At 68.7% G+C, this 25845-nt stretch carries 20 protein-coding genes, 1 tRNA gene and 2 pseudogenes; 15 read left to right on the top strand and 8 right to left on the bottom strand.

Annotation, left to right across the window (positions count from 1 at the left end):
- The first annotated feature begins 30 nt into the window (after positions 1-30).
- From OG485_RS15255 to OG485_RS15245, 3 genes are all read left to right on the top strand, one after another.
- Positions 31-606, top strand: a complete 576-nt coding sequence (locus tag OG485_RS15255; RefSeq protein WP_328668851.1) for a TerD family protein — start codon at positions 31-33, stop codon at positions 604-606.
- 136 nt (positions 607-742) lie between these two features.
- Complete coding sequence (locus OG485_RS15250; protein WP_328668850.1) at positions 743-1891, top strand: DUF475 domain-containing protein; 1149 nt, start codon at positions 743-745, stop codon at positions 1889-1891.
- A gap of 96 nt (positions 1892-1987) precedes the next feature.
- On the top strand, positions 1988-2725 hold the full coding sequence (locus OG485_RS15245; protein ID WP_328668849.1) for a TerD family protein: 738 nt from the start codon (positions 1988-1990) through the stop codon (positions 2723-2725).
- Between the two features lie 46 nt (positions 2726-2771).
- Here OG485_RS15245 and OG485_RS15240 read toward each other — a convergent pair whose 3' ends face one another.
- On the bottom strand, positions 2772-3674 hold the full coding sequence (locus tag OG485_RS15240; protein WP_328452888.1) for a TerD family protein: 903 nt from the start codon (positions 3672-3674) through the stop codon (positions 2772-2774).
- A 180-nt stretch (positions 3675-3854) separates the two neighbouring features.
- On the opposite strand from OG485_RS15240, the gene OG485_RS15235 reads away from it, so the two are divergent.
- The 3 genes from OG485_RS15235 to OG485_RS15225 are packed head-to-tail and all read left to right on the top strand — an operon-like array spanning position 3855 to position 8448.
- Positions 3855-5024 carry an HpcH/HpaI aldolase/citrate lyase family protein gene (locus OG485_RS15235; RefSeq protein ID WP_328668848.1) on the top strand — a complete coding sequence of 390 codons (1170 nt, stop codon included), beginning with the start codon at positions 3855-3857 and terminating at the stop codon, positions 5022-5024.
- Positions 5025-5068: 44 nt separating this feature from the next.
- Positions 5069-7594 carry a phosphoribosyltransferase gene (locus OG485_RS15230; RefSeq protein WP_328668847.1) on the top strand — a complete coding sequence of 842 codons (2526 nt, stop codon included), beginning with the start codon at positions 5069-5071 and terminating at the stop codon, positions 7592-7594.
- Positions 7594-8448, top strand: a complete 855-nt coding sequence (locus tag OG485_RS15225) for an HAD family hydrolase (RefSeq protein ID WP_328668846.1) — start codon at positions 7594-7596, stop codon at positions 8446-8448. Before OG485_RS15230 ends, OG485_RS15225 begins: the two co-directional genes overlap by 1 nt.
- A 532-nt stretch (positions 8449-8980) precedes the next feature.
- On the opposite strand, the gene OG485_RS15220 is transcribed toward OG485_RS15225, so the two are convergent.
- Positions 8981-9208 carry an FmdB family zinc ribbon protein gene (locus OG485_RS15220; RefSeq protein WP_328668845.1) on the bottom strand — a complete coding sequence of 76 codons (228 nt, stop codon included), beginning with the start codon at positions 9206-9208 and terminating at the stop codon, positions 8981-8983.
- 369 nt (positions 9209-9577) lie between these two features.
- Between OG485_RS15220 and OG485_RS15215 the strand changes: the two genes are divergently transcribed.
- The 3 genes from OG485_RS15215 to OG485_RS15205 all read left to right on the top strand — a co-directional run bounded on the left by OG485_RS15215 (position 9578) and on the right by OG485_RS15205 (position 14305).
- Positions 9578-11611 carry a transglycosylase domain-containing protein gene (locus OG485_RS15215; RefSeq protein WP_443048704.1) on the top strand — a complete coding sequence of 678 codons (2034 nt, stop codon included), beginning with the start codon at positions 9578-9580 and terminating at the stop codon, positions 11609-11611.
- A gap of 93 nt (positions 11612-11704) precedes the next feature.
- Positions 11705-13000 (top strand): hypothetical protein, encoded by a 1296-nt coding sequence (locus OG485_RS15210; RefSeq protein WP_443048703.1) that lies wholly within the window; start codon positions 11705-11707, stop codon positions 12998-13000.
- A 207-nt stretch (positions 13001-13207) separates the two neighbouring features.
- Positions 13208-14305 (top strand): amidase domain-containing protein, encoded by a 1098-nt coding sequence (locus OG485_RS15205; RefSeq protein WP_328668844.1) that lies wholly within the window; start codon positions 13208-13210, stop codon positions 14303-14305.
- Positions 14306-14607: 302 nt separating this feature from the next.
- Here OG485_RS15205 and OG485_RS15200 read toward each other — a convergent pair whose 3' ends face one another.
- Both OG485_RS15200 and OG485_RS15195 read right to left on the bottom strand, forming a co-directional pair.
- Positions 14608-16059: a hypothetical protein gene (locus OG485_RS15200; RefSeq protein WP_328668843.1), complete on the bottom strand. Its 1452-nt coding sequence runs from the start codon at positions 16057-16059 to the stop codon at positions 14608-14610.
- Positions 16060-16134: 75 nt separating this feature from the next.
- Entirely contained in the window at positions 16135-16944 is an 810-nt protein-coding gene (locus OG485_RS15195) for a DUF4097 family beta strand repeat-containing protein (protein WP_328668842.1), read from the bottom strand.
- A 340-nt stretch (positions 16945-17284) separates the two neighbouring features.
- Between OG485_RS15195 and OG485_RS15190 the strand changes: the two genes are divergently transcribed.
- A tRNA-Val gene (locus OG485_RS15190) sits at positions 17285-17359 on the top strand.
- A gap of 94 nt (positions 17360-17453) precedes the next feature.
- On the opposite strand, the pseudogene OG485_RS15185 reads toward OG485_RS15190, so the two are convergent.
- Positions 17454-18499, bottom strand: a pseudogene (locus tag OG485_RS15185) (tyrosine-type recombinase/integrase); the annotation flags it as partial.
- Entirely contained in the window at positions 18499-18726 is a 228-nt protein-coding gene (locus OG485_RS15180) for a helix-turn-helix domain-containing protein (RefSeq protein ID WP_328668841.1), read from the bottom strand. The gene OG485_RS15180 and the pseudogene OG485_RS15185, both read right to left, overlap by 1 nt.
- Before the next feature lie 828 nt (positions 18727-19554).
- On the opposite strand from OG485_RS15180, the gene OG485_RS15175 reads away from it, so the two are divergent.
- Positions 19555-20196 (top strand): SIMPL domain-containing protein, encoded by a 642-nt coding sequence (locus tag OG485_RS15175; protein WP_328668840.1) that lies wholly within the window; start codon positions 19555-19557, stop codon positions 20194-20196.
- Here OG485_RS15175 and OG485_RS15170 read toward each other — a convergent pair.
- Positions 20193-20958, bottom strand: a pseudogene (locus OG485_RS15170) (helix-turn-helix domain-containing protein). The gene OG485_RS15175 and the pseudogene OG485_RS15170 sit on opposite strands and share 4 nt — an antisense overlap.
- The gene (locus tag OG485_RS15165; protein ID WP_328668839.1) at positions 20958-21755 is read right to left on the bottom strand and encodes an alpha/beta fold hydrolase; all 798 of its coding nucleotides are present in this window, start codon (positions 21753-21755) and stop codon (positions 20958-20960) included. Before OG485_RS15165 ends, OG485_RS15170 begins: the two are co-directional and overlap by 1 nt.
- 36 nt (positions 21756-21791) lie before the next feature.
- Between OG485_RS15165 and OG485_RS15160 the strand changes: the two genes are divergently transcribed.
- The 4 genes from OG485_RS15160 (at position 21792) to OG485_RS15145 (ending at position 24939) form a co-directional block, all read left to right on the top strand.
- On the top strand, positions 21792-22412 hold the full coding sequence (locus OG485_RS15160; protein ID WP_328668838.1) for a TetR/AcrR family transcriptional regulator: 621 nt from the start codon (positions 21792-21794) through the stop codon (positions 22410-22412).
- 503 nt (positions 22413-22915) lie between these two features.
- Entirely contained in the window at positions 22916-23416 is a 501-nt protein-coding gene (locus OG485_RS15155) for a hypothetical protein (RefSeq protein WP_328668837.1), read from the top strand.
- A 196-nt stretch (positions 23417-23612) separates the two neighbouring features.
- On the top strand, positions 23613-24116 hold the full coding sequence (locus OG485_RS15150; RefSeq protein ID WP_328668836.1) for a hypothetical protein: 504 nt from the start codon (positions 23613-23615) through the stop codon (positions 24114-24116).
- Between the two features lie 193 nt (positions 24117-24309).
- Entirely contained in the window at positions 24310-24939 is a 630-nt protein-coding gene (locus tag OG485_RS15145; protein WP_328668835.1) for a hypothetical protein, read from the top strand.
- Positions 24940-25845 lie beyond the last annotated feature (906 nt).

The raw sequence follows: 25845 nt of genomic DNA, 5'->3' as shown, positions 1-25845 counted from the left end.
GAAGATCGAACCTCGGGGAGGACCAGCATCATGGGCGTCACGCTCGCCAAGGGGGGCAATGTCTCCCTCTCGAAGGCCGCACCGAACCTCACACACGTGTTGATCGGGCTCGGCTGGGACGCGCGCTCCACCACCGGAGCCGACTTCGACCTCGACGCCAGCGCCCTGCTGTGCAGCGGCGGCCGGGTGCTCGGGGACGAGTGGTTCATCTTCTACAACCAGCTCAAGAGCCCGGACGGCTCCGTGGAGCACACCGGCGACAACCTCACGGGTGAGGGCGAGGGCGACGACGAGTCGATCCTGATCGACCTCGCCAAGGTCCCCGCCGTGGTCGACAAGATCGTCTTCCCGGTTTCCATCCATGACGCGGACAATCGCGGCCAGACGTTCGGCCAGGTCGGCAACGCCTTCATCCGTGTCGTCAACCAGGCCGACGGCCAGGAACTCGCCCGTTACGACCTCTCCGAGGACGCCTCCACCGAAACGGCGATGATCTTCGGCGAGGTCTACCGCTACAACGCCGAGTGGAAGTTCCGTGCCGTCGGCCAGGGGTACGCGTCGGGCCTGCGGGGGATCGCACTCGACTTCGGGGTCAATGTTTCCTAGACCCACCTGTATCAGCCGAAGGCGGCCCCTTAGACTTCGTGGTCAACAGTAGGTAAAGCCGAGTACGGCACGGGGGTTGCGCACTTCCCGAGCCACCGCTTGGGGGTGCCCCCACCACACGATGATTGGGTAGCCAGTGCTTCTGAAAACCTTCGGCTGGTCGTTCGCGATCACCGCGCTAGGTCTGGCCGCGGCGGCCGTCTACGGGGGGTGGACCGCCTTCGGCATCGTGGCGATCCTGGCCGTCCTGGAGATCTCGCTGTCCTTCGACAACGCGGTGGTCAACGCCGGGATCCTGAAGAAGATGAATGCCTTCTGGCAGAAGATCTTCCTCACGGTCGGCGTCCTGATCGCCGTCTTCGGCATGCGCCTGATCTTCCCCGTCGTGATCGTCGCCATGAGCGCCAAGATCGGCCCGATCGACGCGGTCGATCTCGCTCTCAACGACAAGGACCAGTACCAGCAGCTGGTGACCGACGCCCACCCGTCGATCGCCGCCTTCGGTGGCATGTTCCTGCTGATGATCTTCCTCGACTTCATCTTCGAGGACCGGGACATCCAGTGGCTGCGCTGGATCGAGCGGCCGCTGGCCAAGCTCGGCAAGGTCGACATGCTGTCGGTCTGCATCGCTCTGATCGTCCTGCTGATCACCTCCATGACCTTCGCGGTCCACGCTCACCAGCACGGCGGCGGCCACGTCGACAAGGCGCAGACGGTGCTGATCTCCGGCGTCGCGGGCCTGATCACGTACATGATCGTCGGCGGCCTCTCCGGCTACTTCGAGGACAAGCTCGAAGAGGAGGAGGAGCGCGAACACGAGGCGGAGGAGGAGGCCGAGCGGACCGGCAAGAAGAAGCCGGCCGTCGTCCTCGCCGGCCAGGCCGCGTTCTTCATGTTCCTGTACCTGGAAGTGCTGGACGCCTCCTTCTCCTTCGACGGCGTCATCGGCGCCTTCGCCATCACCAACGACATCGTGCTGATGGCGCTCGGCCTCGGCATCGGCGCCATGTACGTCCGGTCGCTCACGGTCTACCTGGTCCGCCAGGGCACCCTCGACGACTACGTCTACCTGGAGCACGGCGCGCACTACGCGATCGGCGCCCTCGCCGTGATCCTCCTCGTCACCATCCAGTACGAGATTCACGAGGTCATCACCGGCCTCGTCGGCGTCATCCTGATCGCCTGGTCCTTCTGGTCCTCCGTGCGCCGCAACAAGGCGCTCGCCGAGGCCGAGGGAAAAGCCCCGACCTCGGACGAGAAGGCTGAGGTCTCGTCCGGGGTGTGACACCCCTCCCGCTGAGGAACGCTCTGAGCGGGGCGGCTGTCGAGGACGGGTCCTCGACAGCCGCCCCGCCGCATACCGACGGACGTGGGGGGCCGAATGGGCATCTGGCAGGACCTGTGGCGCGGCCGTTCGGCGGACTTCGACTCCGGCAGCGCGGCGTCCAACTCCATCGAACTGACCAAGCGCAACCACACGGTCTCACTCACCAAGCAGGGCGCGGCCAGCGGCAACCTCCGCATCAACCTGTCCTGGCGGATGCGCACCTCCGACATCGGCGGGCCGCAGCGCGGCAGCCTGCTGCGCCATCCCTTCCGCACCTTCAAGCCGGAAGTGGTCCAGGCGCACACCCAGAGCATGGTCAACGTCGACCTCGACCTCGGCGTCATGTACGAGCTGACGGACGGCACCAAAGGCGTCGTCCAGCCGCTCGGCAGCTTCTTCGGGGAACTCAACGCCCCGCCGTTCGTGAAGCTCAGCGGCGACGACCGCTTCGGTTCCGGCTCGGGCGAGACGGCCTACGTCAACCTCGACCACCGCGACGACATCAAACGCCTGCTGGTCTTCGTCTACATCTACGACCAGACCCCGGCCTTCGACCGTACGCACGCCGTCATCACGCTCTATCCGAGCAACGGCCCGCGCATCGAGATCGGCCTGGAGGAACGCCATCCGCAGGCCCGTTCCTGCGCCGTCGTCATGATCGAGTGCAACAAGGGCGAGGTGACCGTACGCCGCGAGGTCAGGTTCGTGTACGGCTTCCAGGCCGAACTCGACCGTCTCTACGGCTGGGGGCTCCAGTGGGGCCGCGGCTACAAGTCGAAGGCCGGCCGTTAGCGGCCGGCCGGGTCCGGCCGGCCGCTCGTGCTCACGTCCGCCGGACTCAGCGGGACAGGAACTGCGGCCCCTGCGGCGGCAGCCGGAAGTCCGGGTCCGGTCCGGAGCCCACCGCCTGCGGGAAGCCGTACGCGGGCTGCGTGGCCGGCGCGCTCTGCGGCTGCGGGTAGCCGTAGGCGGAGGGATCCGCCTGCCGGCCGGCCGGCTGCGGGTAGCCGTACGCCGGGCCGGTCGCGGCCGGGGCGGCGGGCCCGGGATAGCCGTAGGCGGGCTGCTGCGGGACGGGGGCCGGCTGCTGGGTGACCGGGGCGGAATGCTCGGGCGGCAGCGGCTGCGAGGTCTCGGGAGCCGTGGCGGGCGAGGCCCAGGCGGTCGGCTCCGGCGCGGAGGCGGCCGCGGCCGCCTCCGACTCGTCCACCGAGATCCCGAAATCGGTCGCGAGCCCCACCAGACCGTTGGAGTAGCCCTCGCCGAGCGCCCGGAACTTCCATCCCTCACCGCGCCGGTACAGCTCGCCGCAGATCAGCGCGGTCTCCGCACCGGTCTCCGGCTTGATGTCGAAGTACGCCAGAGGTTCACCGTCCGCGACGGCCGCGTCGTACAGCAGAATGCGCAGATCACGTACGCGGTCGAAGGTGACGTCATCCGCCGATGCGACCAGGAGAATCTGTCCCACGCCGGGCTCGACACCCGTCAGATCCGTCTGGATCGTGTCGGTGAGGCCCTCGGCACCGCGCTTCTTGCCGAGCCGCCACACCTTGCCCGACGGATGGCGGGGCTGGTTGTAGAAGACGAAATCCTCGTCGGATCGCACACGACCGTCGGGGCCGAGGAGCAGCGCGGAGGCATCGACATCGGGGACACCCTGCCCGGGCGTCCAGCGCAGGACGGCGCGCACCGCTGTGGCGTCCAGCGGGACGTTCGACCCTTTCAGCATCGCGTGCGTCATGCGGTCATCCTGCCCTGTCGGTCCTGGTCACGACAATGCGGGGTCGTTCGCGAACCGGCCGGTGTTGGACATGGCGCAGTTACCTGAACTTCACGCCCGGTGGGAATCCCTGACATGGATAAGTACGTACTATTACCGGCCACATCACATTCGGCCACCTAGCCGCCGCGGGGGAGTCCCATGCGTCATTTCGGTCACGTCACCCCGGTGGAGCGGCAGCGCCTCTTCCACCGCGAGCCCGGAGTCTTCACCTCCGACTCTCCGGCCAGAGTGCTCGCCGCCGCCCTCGGCGCGACGCTGTACAGCCCGGCGACCCGGCCGACACTGGCCGACGACATCGTCAAGCAGACCACGCGCGGTGTGGTCTCGATGGTGCTGTGCCTGGAGGACTCGATCGACGACTCCGAGGTCGTGGGCGCCGAGGAGAACCTGGTCCGCCAGTTCACCGACCTCGCGACCCGCCCGGACGCCGGCGAACCGCCCCTGCTGTTCGTCCGCGTCCGCCACCCCGAGCAGATCCCCGACCTCGTACGGCGCCTCGGCCCCGCCGTCCGGCTGCTGTCCGGCTTCGTGATGCCGAAATTCACCGAGGACCGCGGCACTCCCTTCCTGGAGGCCCTCGCCGACGCCGAGGCGGAGAGCGGCAGACGGCTGTTCGCCATGCCCGTCCTGGAGTCGCCCGAGCTGCTCTACCGCGAATCGCGCGTGGAGACCCTGGAGGGCATCTCCCGCGCCGTCGACAAGTACCGCGACCGCGTGCTCGCGCTGCGCCTCGGCGTGACGGACTTCTGCTCCTCGTACGGACTGCGCCGCGCCCCCGACATGACCGCCTACGACGTCCAGGTGGTCGCCTCCGTGATCGCCGACGTGGTGAACATGCTGGGCCGGGCCGACGGCACCGGCTTCACCGTCACCGGGCCCGTGTGGGAGTACTTCCGCGTCCAGGAACGCATGTTCAAGCCGCAGCTGCGCCGCAGCCCCTTCCTTGAGGGGGAGGCGGAGGAACTGCGCGAGAGGCTGCTCGAACACGCGATGGACGGACTGCTGCGCGAGATCGCCCTCGACCAGGCCAACGGCCTGATGGGCAAGACCTGCATCCACCCCTCGCACGTGCTGCCCGTCCACGCACTGTCCGTGGTCAGCCACGAGGAATTCAGTGACGCCCAGGACATCCTCAGGCCCGAGCGCGGCGGCGGGGGTGTACTGAGGTCGGCGTACACGAACAAAATGAACGAGGTGAAGCCGCATCGCGCCTGGGCCGAGCGCACCCTGCTGCGCGCCGAGGTCTTCGGGGTCGCCCACGAGGACATCGGCTTCGTCGAGCTGCTCACCGCCGGACTCCCGGCGTGAGCCGGCCCGGCCGAGCCACGCGCACCCCCGACAGCAAGGAACAGATGAACATCCCCGCTCATGACCCGAACCACCCCGACGGCGGCAGCGGCCCGGACGGCACGAACAGCCCGGACCCCGATGACGCCACGGGCGCCACGGACGCCGCGGTGTGGACCGGGACCTGGGTCGCCGAGCGGCTCGGCGTCGAGCTCGTCGGCGACGAGGGGCTGAACGGCCTGCTGGGACTCGCGCTGCGGCGCAACCCCAAGCGGGCCCACCTGCTCGTCTCGAACGTCCTCGGCAAGCACGTGCCGCAGTCGCCGGCCGTGGTCCACGGGTACGGCGTCGAGCTCGGCCGCCGGGTACGTGAGCTGCTGGGCACCGAGGACGCCCGCGCGGCCGTCGTCCTCGGGTACGCCGAGACGGCCACCGGGCTCGGCCACTCGGTCGCGGACGGGATGGGCGTCGCGCCGTACCTCCATTCCACCCGGCGCCCGGTCCCCGGCGTCCGGCAGGCGGGCGGCTTCGAGGAGTCCCACTCGCACGCCACCTCGCACCTCCTCCTCCCCGAGGACCCGGGCCTGCTCGCGGGCTCCGGCCCGCTGGTCCTCGTCGACGACGAGTTCTCCACCGGCAACACCGTCCTCAACACGATCCGCGACCTGCACCGGCGCTACCCGCGCGAGCGGTACGTCGTCGTGGCACTGGTCGACATGCGCTCCGACGCCGACCACGCCCGCTTCGAGAAGTTCGCCGGAGACATCGGCGCCCGCGTCGACCTGGTCGCGGCCGCCTCCGGCACGGTGCGCCTGCCCGAGGACGTCCTGGCCAAGGGCACCGCCCTGGTCGCCCGGCACGAACCGGCGGCACCCGAGGCCCCCGCCCCCGCGAGCCCGGCCGTCCGCGTCGGCCTCGGCTGGCCGCACGGCCTCCCCGACGGCGGACGGCACGGGTTCACCCCCGGACACCGAATACGCCTGGAGGCGGCCCTGCCCGCCATGGCGGCACGGCTCGCCGACGCCCTGCCCGACGGCGCGAGCCGCGTCCTGGTCCTGGGCTTCGAGGAACTGATGTACGCGCCGCTGCGACTGGCCGGTGAGCTGGAGCGGGCCGTCCCCGCCGAGGTGCGCTTCTCCACCACGACCCGCTCCCCGGTGCTCGCCCTCGACGACCCCGGCTACGCGATCCGCAGCCGCATCGCCTTCCCGGCCCACGACGACCCGGACGACGGCCCAGGCGAGCGCTACGCCTACAACGTCGCGGGCGCCGGCTTCGACGCCGTCGTGGCGGTCGTCGACTCCACCGCCGACACCCCCGAACTGCACGCACCCGACGGCCTGTTGGCACAGTTGGCGGCGCACACCCCGCACGTCCTGCTCGCCGTCGTGCCCTCGTACGTCCCCGTACGGCCGTCCACCGAAAGGCCCTCCATGCTGCCCGAGCCCCTCCGCGGCCCCGCCTTCTCCTCGTACGCCCCCGACGAGGTCGGCTGGCTGCTCCAGGACCTGTCGGACGTGACGCTGGAGGCGCCGACCGAGGAGCGCGAGGAGGCGATCCAGAGCGGCGGCGCCCACTACGCCGAATCGCTGCCGGTCGAGTACCAGCCGAGCGCCGAGTACCAGGAACTGTTCCGCGCCGCCCTCGACGCCTCCGCCGCCCGGATCGCCGAGGCCGTCGGCGCCGTGACCGAACTCGTGCTCGCCGACCGGTCCCCTCGTCCCGTCCTGGTGTCCCTGGCCCGCGCCGGCACCCCCGTCGGCGTCCTGATGCGCCGCTGGGCCCAGCACCAGCACGGCCTCGACCTGCCGCACTACGCCGTCTCGATCGTCCGCGGCCGAGGCATCGACGCCAACGCGCTGCGCTGGCTCGCCGCCCACCACGACCCGGCCGACGTCGTGTTCGTCGACGGCTGGACCGGCAAGGGCGCCATCACCCGCGAACTCGCCGACGCCATCGAGGAGTTCGAGGAGGCCGAAGGCATCACCGGCTTCGACCCGGAGATAGCGGTGCTCGCCGACCCGGGCTCCTGCGTGCGCACGTACGGCACCCGCGAGGACTTCCTCATCCCCTCCGCCTGCCTCAACTCGACCGTCTCCGGGCTCATTTCACGCACGGTCCTGCGCTCCGACCTGGTCGGCGAACACGACTTCCACGGCGCGAAGTTCTACCGCGAGCTCGCCGGCTCCGACGTCTCCGTCGAGTTCCTGGACGCCGTCGCCGCCCACTTCCCCGACGTCGCCGAATCGGCCCGCGACCGGGCGAAGGAACTCCTCGCAGCCGACCGCGAACCCACCTGGGAGGGCTGGGCCGCGGTCGAGCGGATCAGCGAGGAGTACGGCATCCACGACGTGAACCTCGTCAAGCCGGGCGTCGGAGAGACCACCCGGGTGCTGCTGCGCCGGGTCCCCTGGAAGATCCTCGCGCGCGCCGGAGCGGGCGCCGACCTCGACCACGTCCGGCTGCTCGCCGGGCAGCGCGGGGTACCCGTCGAGGAGGTCGAGGAACTCCCGTACACCTGCGTGGGGTTGATCCACCCGAAGTACACGCGTGGCGCGACCGGTGCCGACGGCAAGGCGGTGACCCTCTGATGTCCGCGCCCAAGGTGCTCGTCGCCAGCGACCTCGACCGCACGCTCATCTACTCCGCCGCCGCGCTCGCCCTCACCATGCCGGACGCCCGCGCGCCCCGGCTGCTCTGCGTCGAGGTGCACGAGAGCAGACCGCTCTCCTTCATGACGGAGACGGCCGCCGCACTGCTCACGGAACTCGGTGACCTCGCGCACTTCGTGCCGACCACGACCCGCACCCGCAAGCAGTACCAGCGCATCAACCTGCCCGGCCCGGCCCCGAAGTACGCGATCTGCGCCAACGGCGGGCATCTGCTCGTCGACGGGGTCTCCGACCTCGACTGGCACACGGTCGTCAAGGAGCGGCTCGCCTCCGAGTGCGCGCCGCTCGACGAGGTGCGCGAGCACCTGGAGGCCACCGCGGACCCGGAATGGGTGCGCAAGCACCGGGTCGCCGAGGACCTGTTCGCCTATCTGGTGGTGGAGCGCGAACTCCTCCCCGAGGAGTGGGTCAAGAACCTGGCCGTGTGGGCGGAGGAGCGCGGCTGGACGGTCTCGTTGCAGGGCCGCAAGATCTACGCCGTGCCCAGGCCGCTCACCAAGAGCGCGGCCGTGCGCGAGGTCGCCCGCCGCACCGGAGCCGCCCTCACCCTCGCGGCCGGGGACTCGCTGCTCGACGCCGACCTGCTGCTCGCCGCCGACCGCGGCTGGCGTCCGGGCCACGGTGAACTCGCCGAGGACGACTGGACCGCACCGGCGGTCACCGCGCTGCCGGAGCGGGGTGTCGCGGCGGGGGAGCGGATCCTGCGCGAGTTCGTGGGCATCTGCGGGAGCGGCCGTGGCCCCGGTGCCGGTGGCGTCCCCGGAGCGGTCTGACAGGCACACGGAACCCGGTTCCGGTCCGGTGCGAAGGCGCGGGTGTGCCGGGGGAGTTCCCTCCGGCACACCCGGCCGGGCACGCCCGCGGCACACCCGGCCGGGCACACCCGCTTTCGCACGCCCCCGGCACAGCCGCCGTCGCGCGCCCACGGCACACCCGCCTTCGCACGCTTCTGGCACACCCGCTTTCGCACGCCCCCGGCACAGCCGCCGTCGCGCGCTTCTGGCACAGCCGCCTTCGCGCGCTCCCGGCACACCCGGCCGGATTCCTGAAGTGGCCAGATTTCAGCGCTCACTTCCCGCGCCCGGTTCATGGGCGAGTGAGCGGTATTCCGAACTTCGTGCGATGCGGGCGAATCGAGGGCCTGTGGGTCGTTTCGCGGGCGACGCGCCCGGTTCGGGGCGTCCCGGGGGATGTGCGGAACTTGGTCCCGGCACCGTCCTGTTGGTGTGACCGAGACCATGGCGCGGCGAACGCGCCGGTGCGGATTCGGGCGTTGGCGAAGAGTTGGTGAGAAATCCCCCGCGATCAGCCGCAGCAGCCTCCGCCGCAGCACCCGCCTCCGCCGCCGCCCGAACGCGGTGCGGGCGTCGGCGCGGATGCCGAACCACCCCGGGCGACGGCGACCGCCGACAGCAGTTTGACGGTGTCGTCATGCCCGGCGGGGCATGCCGCGGGAGCGGCCGATTCGGCCATGGGACGGGTCAGTTCGAAGGTGTCGCCGCAGGTCCGGCAGCGGTACTCGTAGCGAGGCATGCGCACAGGCTATCCGGAACGGGCCGCCGTCCGGAGGGCTCGGCGGCGTTCGCCGTGCGTGGCGCGACGAGGCTTCCGGAGAGGGAGTGACGGCCGCTCGCACAGGGTGAGCCAGTGAACTCCGTTGACCTCTGAGCTTTTTTGTCTCGTCACTGATCGAAGGGATTGCATTGGTCGCTGATAATTTAATAGGGCCGCGACGAGCCGCAAGGTCGGGGAGGGGGGCTCGCAGCCGCGAAAGCGGCCGCTGCAACTACCCGCGCGCGCAGATCCGGAGTGCGGAGGGAGACGCAGTCGTGACCAGGACCCGGCATCGCAACGATGCCTCGAATCCCCTGTCTTTGGGCCGCCGAGGCGCGGGAGTGCGCCGTGGCTAACGCATCCGGACCGCAGCGCGGTCGCGGCAGCCGTCGCAAGCCCTCGCAGCCCTCCGCGCCGGCCCGGCTGGCCGCACGCCTCACGCCGTACGCCCGGCGCCTCAAGCCCGCCTATCCACGCCCCGGCCGGACCGGCCTGCGGCGCTGGCTGCCCTCCTGGCGGCAATGGCTCGGCGCCTTCGCGCTGTCCATAGGCCTGAGCGGTTCGCTGCTCGTCATCGCCTACGCGGCAACGGACATACCCCAGAACCTGAACACATATGCCACCCAGCAGGACAATGTCTACTTCTGGTCGGACGGCAGCCCGATGGCCCGTACCGGCTGGGTGCGACGCCAGGACATGCCGCTGAAGGACATACCCGAGGACGTGCGCTCGGCGGTCCTCGCGGCGGAGAACGAGAGCTTCTACAGCGACCCCGGCATCTCCGCCAAGGGACTGGCCCGCGCCCTGGTGAAGACGGTCGGCCAGGGGGACACCCAGGGCGGCTCCACCATCACCCAGCAGTACGTCAAGAACGTCTATCTGACCCAGAACCGTTCGGTGACCCGCAAGTTCACCGAAGCCATGATCGCCCTCAAGCTCGACAACAAGATGAGCAAGGACAAGATCCTCGAGGGCTATCTCAACACGAGCTGGTTCGGACGCGGCACCTACGGTCTCCAGCGCGCCTCGCAGGCCTACTACGGCAAGGACGTGAGCCGCCTCAACGCCAGCGAGGGCGCCCTCCTCGCCTCGCTCCTCAAGGGCGCCGGCCTCTACGATCCGACCCTGAGCAAGGCCAACCACAAGCGCGCCGAGGAACGCTGGTCCTGGATCCTCGACCGCATGGTCAAGACCGGCAAGCTCTCGGCCGCCGAGCGGGCCAAGTACACGAAGTTCCCCGAGCCGATCAAACAGACCGGGAGCTACGACACCGGAAAGCAGACCGACTACCTGGTCCAGCTGGCGACCCAGTACGCCAAGAAGGCCGGGCACATCTCCGACCGGGACTTCGACCTCGGCGGCTACCAGATCTACACGACCTTCGACCGCAAGCGCGAGACCGCGCTCACCGACGCCGTCGCCAAGGCCCGCAAGCAGGCGGAGAAGGACGACCCGGCCAACGCGAAGGCCGCCCACTACGGTGCCGCCTCGATCGCCGACGACGGCCGGATCCTCGCCGTCTACGGCGGCCCCGACCACCGTAAACAGGGCTACAACGAGTCCAACGCGACCACCGTCTCCGCCGGTTCGGCCTTCCTGCCCTTCGTCTACGCGGCCGCCCTGGAGAACGGCGTCCACAAGACCCGCGAGGGCGCGGCCACACCGGTCACCCCCGAGACGCTGTACAACGGTGACGACGGCGTCCCGGTCAGCACACCCGAGGGCCCCTACTGGGACCGCGGCGGCAAGAAGGTCGCCGCCCACAACGAGGGCAACCGCAACTACGGCCAGATCTCGCTGCGTTCGGCGCTCGCCCAGAACGTGAACACCCCGTTCATGCAGCTCGGCATGGACGCCGGCCTGGACAAGGTGCGCGAGACCGCCGAGGCGTCGGGCCTGCTCCCCTCCAGCATCGGACCGCAGGTGCCGGGCATGTCCCTCGGCGCCGCCACCCCCAGCGCGATCCGCATGGCCAACGCCTACGCCACCTTCGCCGCCGACGGAACGCACTACGAGCCGTACTCGGTCCGCCGCATCACCCGCAACGGCTCCCGCGTCCGGCTGGACATGCCCGCACCCCACCGCGCGATGCGCGCCGAGGTGGCCCGCCAGGTCACCGAGGCACTCGCGGACTCCTTCCGCATCGGCCACCCGGGCGCGGCCCCCCTCTCGGTGAAGGTGGCCGGCAAGCGGGGCGCCACGCTGGACGACAAGGCCGCCTGGTACACGGGCTCGAACGATTCCGTGTCGACGGCGGTGGTCCTGTACCGCATCGACCTCACCAAGAGCCTCGAACCGCTCCCGCTCAAGGGGATCGCCGGCGCACCCGTCGCCGACGTGCCGTACGGCATCTGGTCCGGTGCGATGAGCCCGCTCCGCTGATCCCGTCGGCCGACCGTCCGGCTCGGCCCCCGCCGACGGCCACCCGGTGGCCGCGCCACGCTCCTTCCGTCCCCCTCGCAGAATGTGCCCCGTATGAACTCGAAGCACAGCCGGCGCCGACGCCGTGAGTCCGATCCCGCTTCCGCCGCCGCCTCCGCACGCCAGGGCTTCGCGGCCATGACGGCCTTCCTCGTCGTCACCTCCACGGCCGCCACCTACCTGGCCCTGAACACCGACCACACCACCCCGGCCGCGTCCGCCCGCGCGCACGGTCCGGCCACCAAGGCGAAGAAGGAACCGGTCTGGGACGGCAAGACCCATGTACTGGGCGACGGCTCCACGTCCTACACCGGCCCGCAGAAGGGCGAGTTGAAGGCCGTACCGCTCAAGTCCGGTGAGAAACCGCCCCAGTTCGTCGTCTTCTCTTGGGACGGCGCCCTCCAGGGCGACGACGGACTCTTCTCCCACTACCGGGAGCTGGCGGCGCAGTACAACGCCCACATGACGTTCTTCCTGACCGGCATCTACCTGGTGCCCAAGGACAAGAAGGCGCTCTACGAACCGCCGATGCACTCGCCCGGCTCGGCGGCCATCAGCTACGCCACCGACGAGCACATACGCGGCACGCTGGAGGAGCTCGGCAAGGCGTGGAAGGCCGGCAACGAGATCGGCACCCACTTCAACGGCCACTTCTGCGGCGACAAGGGCGGCGGGGACTGGAGCGTCGAGGAGTGGGAGAGCGAGATCAACCAGTTCTTCTCCTTCGTGGAGAAGTGGAGGACCAACACCGGCTACACCGACCTGGCGTCGCTCCCCTTCGACCCGGCGAAGGCCATCAGCGGCGGGCGCGCGCCCTGCCTCGAAGGGCAGAAGAACCTGCTCAAGGCCATGAAGGCCACGGCCAAGAAGTACAACTGGCGCTACGACGCCAGCTCCGCGGGCGACTTCCAGATCTGGCCCAAGAAGAAGGAGGGCGTGTGGGACTTCCCGCTGCAGATGCTCCCCTACGAGAACGGCAAGTACCAAGGCCTGTCCATGGACTTCAACTTCCTCTACAACCAGTCCGACGGTGAGACCGAGGGGGACCCGGCCCAGTACCCGCAGTGGGAGCAGCAGACCGTCAACTCCTACATGGCCGGCTTCAACCGCGTGTACTACGGCAGCCGGGCACCGCTGTTCATCGGCAACCACTTCGAGGACTGGAACGGCGGCATCTACATGAGGGCCATCGATCAGGTCATCAAGAGTGTGTGCACGAAGAAGGGCGTCAAGTGCGTTTCCTTCCAAGAGCTGTCCGACTGGCTCGACGTGCAGAAGCCCGAGACCCTGGAACGCCTGCGCGGCCTGGACCCCGCTCAGTCGCCGGACTGGTCGACCGTGGTGAAGTAGGGCCCGCTGCCGGGCCGATGACCCGGCGGCAGCGCATTGAGATCAACTTACCTCCGACATATGGGACTTGGTTGCACTCGGCGCGAACTCCCCCCGGATTCACCACAGTTGAGTGGGACATGTAAAGATTCCCTTCCCTGGAGTCCGACCGGGGATCAAGGAGAATCACCAGTGACACCGAAGAACTTAAGCCGCAGTTGTTCCGTCGTGGGGGCGATCACCCTCTCCACCCTCCTGCTGCCCCTGTCCGCCGCCCACGCGGCGGCCCCCGCCCCCCGGGTGACCGCGTCGACGGCCGATGCCTTCGGCCGCGTGGCCGACGCCGTCTTCACCGACCGCACCGCCGCCCTGCTGGACCGGGCCCCGACGGCCCGTACGGCCCTCAAGGCGACCACCGCGGGCATACGGGTCCCCGGCACCCTCGCCCGCACCGAGAACACCGCTCTCTCCTCGCTGCGCGGCACGCGGTCCCGCCTCGCCGCCCTCGGTGAGGCCTACAGCGACGCCGACACCGAGGTCGCCGTGGACCGGACCCGGGTGACGGGCCGGCTGGCCACCGCCTGGGTCACCGAGACCACCACCCTCACCTACCGGAAGATCCGCGGCGACGAACCCGCCACCACCGGCTTTCGCGCCCACCACGTCCTGACCTTCGCCGCCCAGCCGGACGGCACCTGGAAGCTGACGGGCGAGCGCTCGACGGACAAGGGTCCCCGGCAGGTCAACGAGCCCGTCACGACGGCACCGCGCAGGACCACGATGGCCGTTGTCGACGCCCCCCGGGCAGCGACCACGTACCCCGCGCCCGCCAACCCCAAGACGCTCACCGGCGGCCCGTACGACTACGCGGGCATGGCGACGTACGCCGAGAAGTACTGGAAGAACTACAACCCCGCCTACCGCAGCTTCAACTCCGTCGGCGGCGACTGCACCAACTACCTGAGCCAGTCCCTGAAGGCGGGCGGCTGGGCGACGGTCGCCGGTTCCGACGAGGAGTACGGCACCTGGAACTACACCTCGTCCACCCAGACCGACACCTGGGTCGGCGTCAACGAGTGGTCCTGGTTCACCCAGACCGCCCAGCGCTCCACACCCCTGGCGAACGTCTACCAGATGGACATCGGTGACGTGATGCAGATGGACTTCGACAAGGACGGGTCCAAGGACCACTCCATGATCACGTCGTACCGGAGCGCCACTGGGGTGCCGTACCTGACCTACCACGACACCGACACCTACCGCCGCTCGCTGTCGAGCCTCCTCGCGGCGTACCCGAACGCGGCGTACTACGGGTACCGCACCTGATCGGACCTGGTGGATCCGATCGGCCCCTGACCGGTCGGTGATCGGCCGGTGGCAGGGCGGTGCACGAGGACTCCTGAGAGGACTCCTGAGGGGCTCCGAGGAAGGCGCGGTGGCTCCGGGGAACCGCCAGGGCTCTGGGGAAGCCGCGAGGGCTCCGAGGGCGGCCCAGGCGCCCTCGGAGCCCTTCATGGCTTTCCGCTCTGCAACCTCGGGGCTTCCGCCCCCTCGGGCTCTGAACCTCGGGGGCTTCCAGGCGCCGGGGGTTCCCGGTTCCCTCGGGGATTCCGATCGCGCGGGGCGTCTCAGGCGCCGCCGCGCTCCTCGCGGATCTGCGCGACCACGCGGGCCACCGTCTGCCGTACGGCCTCCGTCTCGGTCAGGAAATGCCAGTAGTCGGGGTGCCGGCCCTCCAGCGTGGCCACGGCGCGGTCGAGCCGGCTGACGGATTCGTCGAGCGGGCGGGCCTGCCGGGGGTCGGGCGTCGAGCGGCCCGCCATGGCCAGCCGCTGCGCGTCCCGGATCGCGAACCGGGTGCGGTCGATCTCCTGCTGGGGATCCTTCTGCACGGCGTTCAGCCTGCGCAGCCGGTCACCGGCCGCGGACACCGCCTCGTCCGTGCTGTTCAGCAGCGCGCGCACGGTCGCCAGCAGCGAGGTCGCGTCCGGCCAGCGCTGCGCCTCCCGCGCGGCCCGCGCCTCGTTCAGCTTCGCCTCGGCCTGCCGTACGTTCTCCGCGGCATGGTCCGGCACATGCTGGAGGTCCTGCCAGCATGCCGCCGAGAACCGCCGCCGCAACTCGCTCAGCACCGGCTCCACCTGCCCGGAGCGGGTCGTCAGCGCCTGCGCCCGGGTCCGCAGCGAAACGAGCCGGTGGTCGATCTCGGCGGCCCGCTCCGGCAACCGCTCCGCCTCCGAGCGCACCGCCGCCGCCTCGCGCGACACCCGTTCGGCCCGCTCCAGCGTCTCCGGCACGCCGTGCTGCCCGGCGCCCTGGTTGAGCTTGGTCAGCTCGGGGCCGAGAGCGGCGAGCCGGGCGGCGAGATCGTCGGCCTTCAGCCCTGACTGCCGTACGGAATCGAGGGCGTTGGACGCTGCCATCAGTGCCTGGCGGGCACGTTCGACGGACGGGGCCAGCCGGGCGAGCTGGGTCTCGGCCTTGCCGAGCAGCGGCCCGAGGCTCTGCTCGAACCGGTCCAGATCGGCCTTCACACGGCCGAGTTCGTCCTTCGCGGCGACGAGTTCGGCGCGGGCCCGCTCCGCGACCGACGCCTCCAGCTCGTCCCGGTCGAGATCGTGGGCGTCGACGGCGGTGATGTACTTCTGGCTGGCCTCGTCGATCCGCTGTCCCAGCGCCGCGAAGTCGGAGACCACGCGGCGGGCGGCCGGGGAGTCGTCCACGGCCGTGATGGTCTCGATCGAGATCCGCAGGTCGCGCTGGGCGGTGTCGAGTTCGTAGAACGCCGCCGCCGCGGCGTCCTTGGCGGCCTGTGCCTCGGCCCGCTGGCTCTCGGACCGCCCGCCGAACCAGCGCCGGGTACCGCCTCCCGCGAAGGCCGCGGGCAGCGCGAGGGCGGCCAGCAGGGGCAGAGCGACGAGCGTGAGAACGTCACGGACAGCGACGTACGTACGAGGGGGGCGCCCCGACCGTGCCGGCCGGACCTGCCGGAAGCCTGGCGAGTGTGGGGGCAGCCGTGGGTGTGCAGGCCGCGCGGGTCCCGCGAACGGCGAATACGGCCGCGAAGGTGTCGCCGTCACATCCCTCTCCCGTGCTGTCATCCGCCTTGCCCGGCTGTCATTCTCCCACCGGTTGAAGACGAACACACGGGCCGGTCAGTTCGCTGTTCGTACCGTGATCTTTCCGTCGTCGGTGTGCGCGGAGACCCGGTGGGAGCTGGAACCGTCGCGAGGCACGTCCACGTGGACCGAGCCGTCACCGCTTCCGGCCGTCACCCGGTAGGTGGCCCGGGGCAGCACGATCGAGACGGAGCCGTCGCCGCTGCGGGAGTCCACCAGGTCCGGCACGGTGCCGAGTTCGAGCTGTACCGAGCCGTCGTCGGTACGGGCCCGGACGCTGCGGGCGTCCACGCCGACGGCCCGGATGGAACCGTCGCCGCTGCGCAGATCCAGCGCTCCCGAGGAGTCGCTGACCCGCACAGAACCGTCCGCCGTACGAATGCTGAGCGCTTCCTCGAAGCCCCGCGCGCTCACCGACCCGTCCCCGTCCTCCACCTTGACGGCCACCCCGCGCGGCACCACGATCCGGTGCCGGGCCGAGCAGTCGGCGACGACACCCGAGCACTTCATCCGCAGCACCAGCCGGTCGCCGCCCTTCATGGCCCAGGTGACCTCGGGGTCCCCGCCGAGGGTGACGTGCCCCTGGAACCACCGGGTGACCCGGACCTCACCGGAATCGGCGGAGTCCGACACCACCAGATCGAGCGCGGAGTCGTCCGACTCGACGGTCAGGGTCCGCCCGTGCAGCCCGAAGGACCGCGTCTCGGGCTCCTTGTCGTCCCCCGCGGACGCCCCGCACGCGCTGACACAGGCGACGAGCGCGAGCGCGAGGGCGGCGGGGCGGGTGGCGCGGGTGGCGCTGTGGGTACGGTTCCTGCTGGTGACGCGGGTGCGCGTGCGGGCCATGACGATCTCCCCCTGGGACGGTCGGTCGGAACTTCGCAAACGCCGAGCCCGGATGCCGGATGCGGGATGCGGGATACCGGACACCTGGGCACCTCGACCGGAACCGGTCGGCGAAGCCTCTTCGACGGTAGGCACCCACGGAGCCCCGGACGATCCGGGCCGCTCCCGAATGAAGGGTGGGGATAACCCCCGGACCACGGCCCCGAGCCCCCGTCGACCCCTGCCACGGACCGGCCTGGCGGGCCCCGCCACCCCGAGCCTTCGTCGCCCCCGCCACCCGCTCGCCCGATACGGGTTTGCGGGGCATCCCCCCGGGCCATGTAGGCTGTCGAATCGTCCTGGGCGCGTAGCTCAGCGGTAGAGCGCCGCCCTTACAAGGCGGATGTCGGCGGTTCGAAACCGTCCGCGCCCACCAGGAAAAAGGCCCCCAGCCGATCATGGCTGGGGGCCTTTGACATCCGGATCTGACATCAGTGCCGCCGCTACTCGCGCTGTAGCCGCCGCGTGAGCAGCCGATCCATCACGACGCGGGGCGCCACGCCGGCCGCGGTGGGCAGGGTCGCGCAGCCGTGCCGGGCGTCGTGCAGCCGGATGACCCGAAGGCCCGCGTTCCCGGCGACCCGGGTGAAGGAGCGGTAGACATCGCGCGGCTCGATCGGGCGCCCCGTTCGCGTGGTGAAGACGTGGCCGCTCTCCTCCCAGCGATCTCCTGCCCGCTCGCGCATCGCCGTTTGCCGCATGCGCTGGTACCGCAGAGGCGCCACGCAGATGGCCGGCAGCGGTAGCACCTGCCTACGGCGTCGCCCCTTGGGATCGTCCTCGTACGCCTCCCCTCCGACCCTCTGTCGCTGCTTCCGAATCCGGATCTCGCGCTTGTCGAGGTCGACGTCCTGCCACCGGAGCCCGATGACCTCCCCACGACGGAGACCGAGCGCGATGGAGAGCACGAAGGCCGGGTAGAGCGGATCGCGCCGGGCGGCGGCGAGGAAGTCGAGCGTTTCCTCCAGGCTCCAGGGATCGAGGCTGCGGGACTCGACCCGAGGCGCGTCGACCAGGGTGACGACGTTCCTGGCGATCAGCTCCTCATGGCAGGCGGCCGAGAGGGCGGTGCGGAGAACCTTGTGCGTCTCCTTCGCGGTGGACGCGGTGGCCGCGGTGGTCTGCTGTCCAGCCGGACGAGGAAGCGGCGGACGTCGGCGACGCTCAGGGACTCCAGCTTCTTCGTGCCGAGCATGGGCACCAGGTAGAGCCGGACGTGGAACTCGTACTTGGCGTACGTGGTCCGCTTCCGCCGAGGCTTGATCATGTTCTTCAGCCAGTAGGGCAGCCACTCGGAGAGATTGGCCGACCGGGTGGGCACGGGCACGCCCTGGTCGACCTTGGCGAGCAGCTCGCGCCGCTTGGTGTCGCACTCGGCCCAGGTCTTGCCGTAGGCGAACTTGCGGGCCCGGGTGCCGTCCGGCTGGAGCACGTAGACCGCGCACTGGAAGCGGCCGTCCTTGCGCTTGGTGATCGTGCCCGCCCCGTTGGGGTTGCGCTTGCGCTGGTCGGCCATCAGGCAGCCTTCTCGATCCGGCCGAGGATGAAGTCCCGTACGGCGTCGGCGGGGATGCGGCGGGCGCCGTCAATCTTGATCGAGGCCAGGCGGCGCGAGCGGATCAGGTCGTAGACCTTGGAGCGTCCGATTTCATCAAGTGCCCGCGCGAGCGCGGGCTGGCCGCTGGGGCCCGACCCCTCTGCGCCTTCGGCGCCGGGGTCGGCCCCTGGGGCCGCAGCAAGCAACGGCCCATGAGTAGAGACCCGGACATGAAGTCCGCCGGCCAGAACGTGCCTCCGGCGGGGGCGCTCAGGCTCCGAGATGGGAGCCGGGGAGAGTGGTGGGTGACGTCAGAGCAGAGGCGCGCCTAACCCCTTGGTGATCAGTTGGCCGCCTGTTTTACTTCGCGCATGATTACGGCGGTATGGATCCTGGTTGGCACGGTGATCGGTAGGCTGCTCGTGGCGTGGCGAGCCCGGCGGACAGCTGCTCGGGCCGAAGCAGGGGAAGCAGTCTTCTTCCAGGTCGGGGCCAACCTGCCAGGTAAGGGGCGCCGATACAGCCTTGGTCGGGTACAAGCTGGAAGCGAGTTCCGGTGGAGGCCTCGCCGATCGTGGGCGCGGCTGCGTGAACTTCCGACAGATCTGCGCTATGTCCACACACGCGAAGCGACCTTCCGTGAATCATGGTGGCTCCCGACTGGCGCGCTGGTGATCGAGTGCGAATCGTCCGCGGGATCTGTACGACTATGCGCCCGCGCGGAACATGTAGTGCGCGTTGTGGGGATGATCCGGCGTACAGGTACCCCGAACTTGACGAAGCCTTAGTCAGGTACGGCCGCAGTTGCTCGCCGAGGACAGCAAGGCCGTGCCCCTGACGTGCCCGGTAGGCCGGGAACTCAAGGGAAACAGCGGTGGCCAACGAGCAGCACCCACGTCAACGGCCGCTGACCGATTTACCTGGTCAGCGGCCGTTGACGTGCGGTGGGTGTGGGATTTGAACCCACGGTGACTCGCGCCACGACGGTTTTCAAGCCTGTTGCGGCGGTGGGGCGTTACTGATTCGATCCTCGAATGACAGAGATCAAGGAGCCCTGGGGGCTCAGCGTGCTCGGTGCAGGGCACGTGTCGGCGGAGCCCCGGCTCGCCCAGGCAAAGCTTGCGGTTGACCTCCTGGCACCGACACCCAAAGAAGCCTTTGAACAGGCTGGAGCAGCAGTCGTCAGGCTGCGGACTGTGCTGCGTGAGCATGGAATACCCGACTCCGACGTATCTGGATCACGGCTCGCCCTCCAGTCGGAATTCAAGGGCTATGGCGCGGATCGTACGTTCCTCGGCTATCGCTGCGTGGCGACGTACACCGTCCAGACCGAAGTGCTTGACCGGCTCGAACTTCTGATAGAGGACGCTGTCCGGGCCGGCGCGAACCGAGTCGACGAGGTGCACTTCGACGTGCTTGACAAGCCTGTGCTCCGAGACGAGGCCCGCCGCAGGGCAGTCGGGGCTGCACGGCGCAAGGCTGAGGTCTACGCGGATGCCTGCGGTGTGCGGCTTGGCCCTGTGGTGCACGTTCAGGACGTTGATCCGGAATCGGTCGGACTGCGCAGTCATGGGAGTCGCATTGGAGGCGATCCCGAATCTGACGGTGTCTTCGCTCCTGGGACGGTGCGTGTCGAGGCCGCTGTGTTGCTCGGCTTCAGTCTGTTGCCTGACTAGGTGTATGAGGCCATGACGTTGGTGACGGTCTGCCTGAGTGTTGCTGCGGGTGCTTGTCCGCCGAGGGCGGTGTGGGGTCGGTGGTAGTTGTAGTGGATGTTCCACACCGCCAGCGCTTGGGCGCGCTGGGTTTCGGGGCTTTTCATCCGGCGAAGGTTCCGTGTAGGCGAGGCGGGTGTGCCCGTCGACCGCGGAGCGTAGGTACACGTACCCTCCACGGCCGGTCTTCTTCTTGTTCCGGCTGGCTGCCCGGGAGTGGTCGCTGTTTCGGCCGTGGGCTCGGCATCCGCCGCCGTCAGGTATCCGTCCGACCTTCTTCACGTCGATGTGGACCATGTGTCCCGGCCGGCGAGCAGTGATTGTGCGTGGTTTCCGAGTGGTGTGGCCGTCGGGGTCGATGAATCGTCGTCTGCTCAGACCGAGATGGGCGAGGTGCCGGGTGATGGTGCGACGGCTCACGGCGTGAACGGTTTGGCTGAGTTCGAAGGCGATTCGCCCTGCGGACCACTTGTGGTTTCGGCGCATCTGCTCGATCCGCTCCACTACCTCGCCTGGTGTGGCGGTGGGTTGGCGGTGCGGTGTGGAGGACCGGTCGTGCGGGCCGAGCTCGCCATGACGGCGGTACCGGTTGACCCACTTGGAGGCGCATGCCCTGGAGATGCCCATCTCCGCAGCAACGTGGGCGATCGGACGTGACTGGCATCGCTCGACCAGTCGCCTGCGGCCCTCAACGGAGAGCGGTGCGTTGGCGTGGGTGCCCATCAGATCGCGGCGAGGCTATTGAGCAGGTGGCCCAGCTCTGCCGGCGCCTGAATGTGGGCCAGGTGGCCCTGGCCAGGGAGTTCGTGGACTTCTGCGTGCGCGACGTGCTGCCGCACGTGATCGAATGACGTTCCGTAGGGGGCCGTTCCGCGATTGCGCTGGCCGATGATCAGGTCTGCTTGCTCTGCCTGCTGCGCCATCAGATCCGGAGGTGGCTCCGCGTTGAGGGCGCTGAGTTCGGCGTACAGCGGTCCGCTCAATCGACGCAGTGTCGCCCAACTGTGGGGATCGGCCCGAAGGTCGTCGATATGCGCTGCGGAGAAGCCGGAGATCTGCCGATTGACGATCTCGACGCAGCGATCCCAGTCCGCCGTCCCCTCTGCGGCCTTTAGGTCCGGCAGTGCATGGCGTCCGAATGGCTGCATCACCGGCTCGTAGGCGATCACCTGGGGAATCGGGCGCTCGTTGGCGGCCAGCAAGGTGATCAAGCCGCCGTAGCTCCAGCCGAAGAGCGTCCTCGCGCTGTCGAACTCGTCGAGGACCACGCCGAGGTCCTCGACCTCTGTCCGCAGCGAGTACGAGTTGGTCAACGCTCCCGAGGGCGCGCGGCCCCGGCGGTTTACGACTACCACCGAGGGCCAGGCGTCGACGGCGCCCGCAACGTGGCGCCACGTGTGCGCATCGCTCATCACGCCGGGGACGACGACGAGGCCCGGAGCATCCGGCTCCCCGTACACATCGACCGTCACCCAACTGTTCCCGCCGACCGGCAGCCTCTTCTGGATCGTTTGCTCCATAAATTTATTATGGAGCAAACGATCTATAATGCAAGCGTGACTGGACGAAACCGTGGGCGACCACGAGCCTTTGACCGTGACCGCGTGGTCCTTGATGCAGCTCGCCTCTTCTGGCGACGCGGCTACTCCGGCACTTCGACCCGCGCCCTGACCGCGGCCCTCGGTCTGTCCACCTCTAGCCTCTACGCAGCCTTCGGCAGCAAGGCTGGACTGTTCGAGGAAGCGGTTCGGACCTACGCCGAGCGGTACCGCGAGATCTATCAGCAGGCGGTCGCCGAGAACGACATCCTGACCGTGATCAAACGCATCCTCGCCGACTCGGTGCACGAGTTCACCCAGCCAAGCGACACACACCCCGGCTGTCTCATCAGCAGTGCCGTGATGAGCGACAGCACGAGCACGCTCGACACCAACGCCTACGTCGCCGAACTGCACAGCTCGAACGAGCAGGCCCTCCTCGCGCGCATCGAACGAGCGATCCAAGAAGGGGAACTAGCCGCCGGCACCAACGCGGCGGTCCTGACCGGGCTCGTCCAATGCGTCTGGCACGGATTGTCAGTGCGATCCAACGGCGACACATCTCGCGAGGACCTGCTCGCGACGGCGCAACTTGCTCACCATCTGATCTGCCGACAACTCACGTCACCAACGTCCTGACCCGCAACAACTAGGATCTTCCAAACCGGTGCTCCAGGTCGACGAGAAAAGCCACGCCTGTCAAGACCGCGTGTGGCAACTGGCACCAGCGGCTGACACCAACAAGCGCGAACAGCGGCGGTAGACGCCGGACCGCAATGGACGATCGACCGAGGCTCAGGACTGGTTGGTCGACCTCGACGGTTCTCCAGATCGACCTGACAAGGATGGGGCCAGACCTCAAAAGTTGGGTACCGTGCGCGGGGCGCCACCTTCTGCAACCACAGCAACGGAACGCCCGCCCGGGGTCGTCTCGAGGCCGTGGAGGGGCACTCAACGCCGACAACTGCTGACAGCTCAGGGGCCTACTTCTGCAGCAGGGGACAGGCTAAGATCCCGCCATGCCGATCAAGGGTGGGGATCTGGCGCGTGCATACTGGGCTTTCGACCGTGCCATCGGAGGGCAACGGCCTCCGACTAGATCTCAGATGTTCTCAGCGAGGCGGCCACTCGTTGTCTGGCTTGTGGCAGGGATCTTCCTCTGGGGCCTCTTCATCCTCGTCTTCGATGGCGACGTTCTGCTCGCGTTGGGCGTGGGCACGCTGCTCGGCGGATGGTTCGGGTTGATGGCCCGGTTCGAAAGAGCCCGCCAGCGCCGCCTCGTGCGCCTGGGAGTCTGGGACGGTATCCACGCCCACTCGGTTGGCGAGACTCGCGCCATGGGCAAGCAGCGGATATACGGCGAGAATCTGCGGCCCCTGTGCGAGGTGTTGGCGCACTTCGCCGAACACGACTTCGGGGACTCCGAATGGGAGGTCGTCGAGGCGGCCCTGCCGGGAACGGACATCGAGCGTGATGCCTGGTACAGCCACCGGCTGACCGGCCGACGCACGTTCACCGTGCGGATCGCGGCAGTGCCGGATTCGACAGACGCCTTCGTCGAGATCTACGGGGAGTTGGGCGGCCGCGGAAAGTTCCTGATGGGAGGAGTGGTGCACGTGCTCAGTAGGTATCGCGTGAGCTGATCTTCCACCCGGGCCACGTCACCACGTGGAAGCGCCACTCGATCACGGTCCTCACCCGGGCCGGTGTCCACCGCCGATCCGGTCAGCCATGCGACCGGCCCTTCCGACCGCCCGGTACAGCACAGAAGTACAGCAACCGACGTGACTGTTATGAGACCGGGTGGTTATCGGCATGTTTATCCTTGATCGCCTGCGGGTGAGCAGGAAGGTCGTACTCCTGGCGTGCACTGCGCTCACGCTCACCACCATGGTTGGGTGCAGTCCGCCGGAGCGCCCCCTGATCGCCGTCTACGCGGCGCAGGGTGGAGAGGTTCGGGCTCTTTTGCGGGCGTGCCCGAACTCCGCCGTCACCTCGATGACGCTCATGCGCATGGACGGGAAGGAGTCCGCCGGCGCGGCGACGCAAGGGGTGGAGTACTGGGTGGGGGCGCCTCCCGAGCCGTTGAAGGGGGAGCAGGACATCAGCCTGGTGTCCCTTCCCGTGGGCTGGGGGGCCAGCCGACTGGGAACCGGAGAGCTGACCGCCGGAGCGTTCTACTCGCTCAGCTTCACCTCGGGTCACGACGACTCTGTCGACTACCACGGAATCGGCGGCTTTCGCACTTCGGACATCGAGAAGCTCGCTCCGGGAGACGTTTGGGCCGACGGCAAGAGCATGTCCCTGAAGGAGTTCCGGAAGAAGGCCGACGGCTCGTGCTGACCTGACGCTTCCGCTGCAGCAGACCCCACAGTCGTTCGTACAGTGGCGCGCTCCACCTCGACGCCAGGAACCAGGCCCGTTCCACGGTGCGTGGGTCGACGGCGGACGGGATGGAAGCTGGGGCGAGTGCTGGGTTAGAGATCTTGTCAGGCGTGTCCGGTGCAGCGCGGATGGACTCACTAAGATCACTGTCATGAACATGGGTACGGAGGAGAGTGCTGGAGTCGGAAGTAGAGCCAGGACGAATGTCGACTGGCTCTCCGAGCCCAAACCGCAGCCACTTCGGCGTTTGCTGAGAGAGACCGCATGGCTCTTGGCTGCAGGGGGATTCACCGTAGGGCTCTTTGCAGCGAGTCATTGGCTTTCCCTCAGCCCGGAACATTCTGGCGATCCTCGCGACTACGACCGCTCGGGCGGCGATGTGTGGCGTGGGGACGGATCGCTCGAGACGGTGCTCGCGCACTACGAGATAGCACTGCCATGCCACGCGACTGACGTGCACTTTCACGATTTTGAGTCGATTGTCGGGTCGGAAGGGATTCTGCTTCTGCGCTTCGACACCTCACGGACATGCTTCGGCAGCTTCGCGCGCGGTGCCGACTTGAGCTTGAAGGAGGGCACTTCAGATGACTGGCAGGCCGACGACACATTCAACAGCAACGACTTCGTCGGGGATGACGCCCGGGGATACGGCTGGAGCTTCCCGACTTCCCACACGCTTCTTTGGGGCACGTACACGGCCTCGGACGCCGTCTCCGTCAGGGTGGTCGTTGACCGGCACGCTTCCAGCGACACCGTCTATCTCGTCGGCAATTACGGCTGAGATCGCCAGGCGTGGGCAGTTCCGTCGAGTGCGGTACTGAGGGGGAGCAGCTCAGGAGTGGATCGATGTCTCACATCAGCGCGTGACACCAACGCCCTGAACCGGCCGCTCACGAGTGCCAACCGTCACGGTGTCAGTGGCTCCGGGCAGGTCCACAGACTGCCCGACTCGCCGGAAGATTAAGGGGCCATGATCACTCGCCCATGGCAGCTCCCGCCCAAAGTCTCGGAGCCAACCTCTCGCCATCGTCGACCGCAGGCCGGCTGTCCGAGCTGGAGTGCGACTCGATCATTGAATGTCCCAGACACAGGCTCTCCAGGCTCCTGAACCCGCTGCTTTCGACGCTTGGCTAAGCCTTGAGTGAACCCTAGACTCCGGCCTGTGCCCGCCCTCCAAGACAAGCTTAAGCGCGCCTTCTGGTCCATGGATCGGATATTCGGCGGACAGCAGCCACCGACTCGATCCCAGCGCTTCTCCGCTCGCCATCCACTCGCCATCGGCCTATGCATCGGGGTGCCGATCGCGGCCCTCGGCTCCGCGGCCGCACTCGGGGATCATCAATCGTCGGGCGAGGTGTTGCTCGTGGGAGGCTTGGGCGCAGCTCTGGGGGCCATCTTCGGATTGACGGCCTTGGGGGAGCGCTACAGGCAGCGCCGTCTCCAACGTCTGGGGCTCTGGAGCGCTCCCTCGAGCGGTCGTCCAGGCGGCGGATAGACAACCCGGAGCCGTTGGCAATACAGCAGCGAAGTACAGCAACCTCGCTGACCGCAGACGACCTGAGCTACCCGCCATCGGCCAAGCAGTGACTTCTATGACCGTCGATGACCCATCCACGTAGAACTACGGATCAGAAGGTTGCACCAGATGGAGACTGCCTGACGCCGCGCCAGGCCGTCTCGGTTTCCG

It is taken from the genome of Streptomyces sp. NBC_00328, assembly GCF_036139655.1.
Taxonomy (GTDB): Bacteria; Actinomycetota; Actinomycetes; order Streptomycetales; family Streptomycetaceae; genus Streptomyces.
This window is presented reverse-complemented; position numbering and strand designations above follow the sequence as displayed.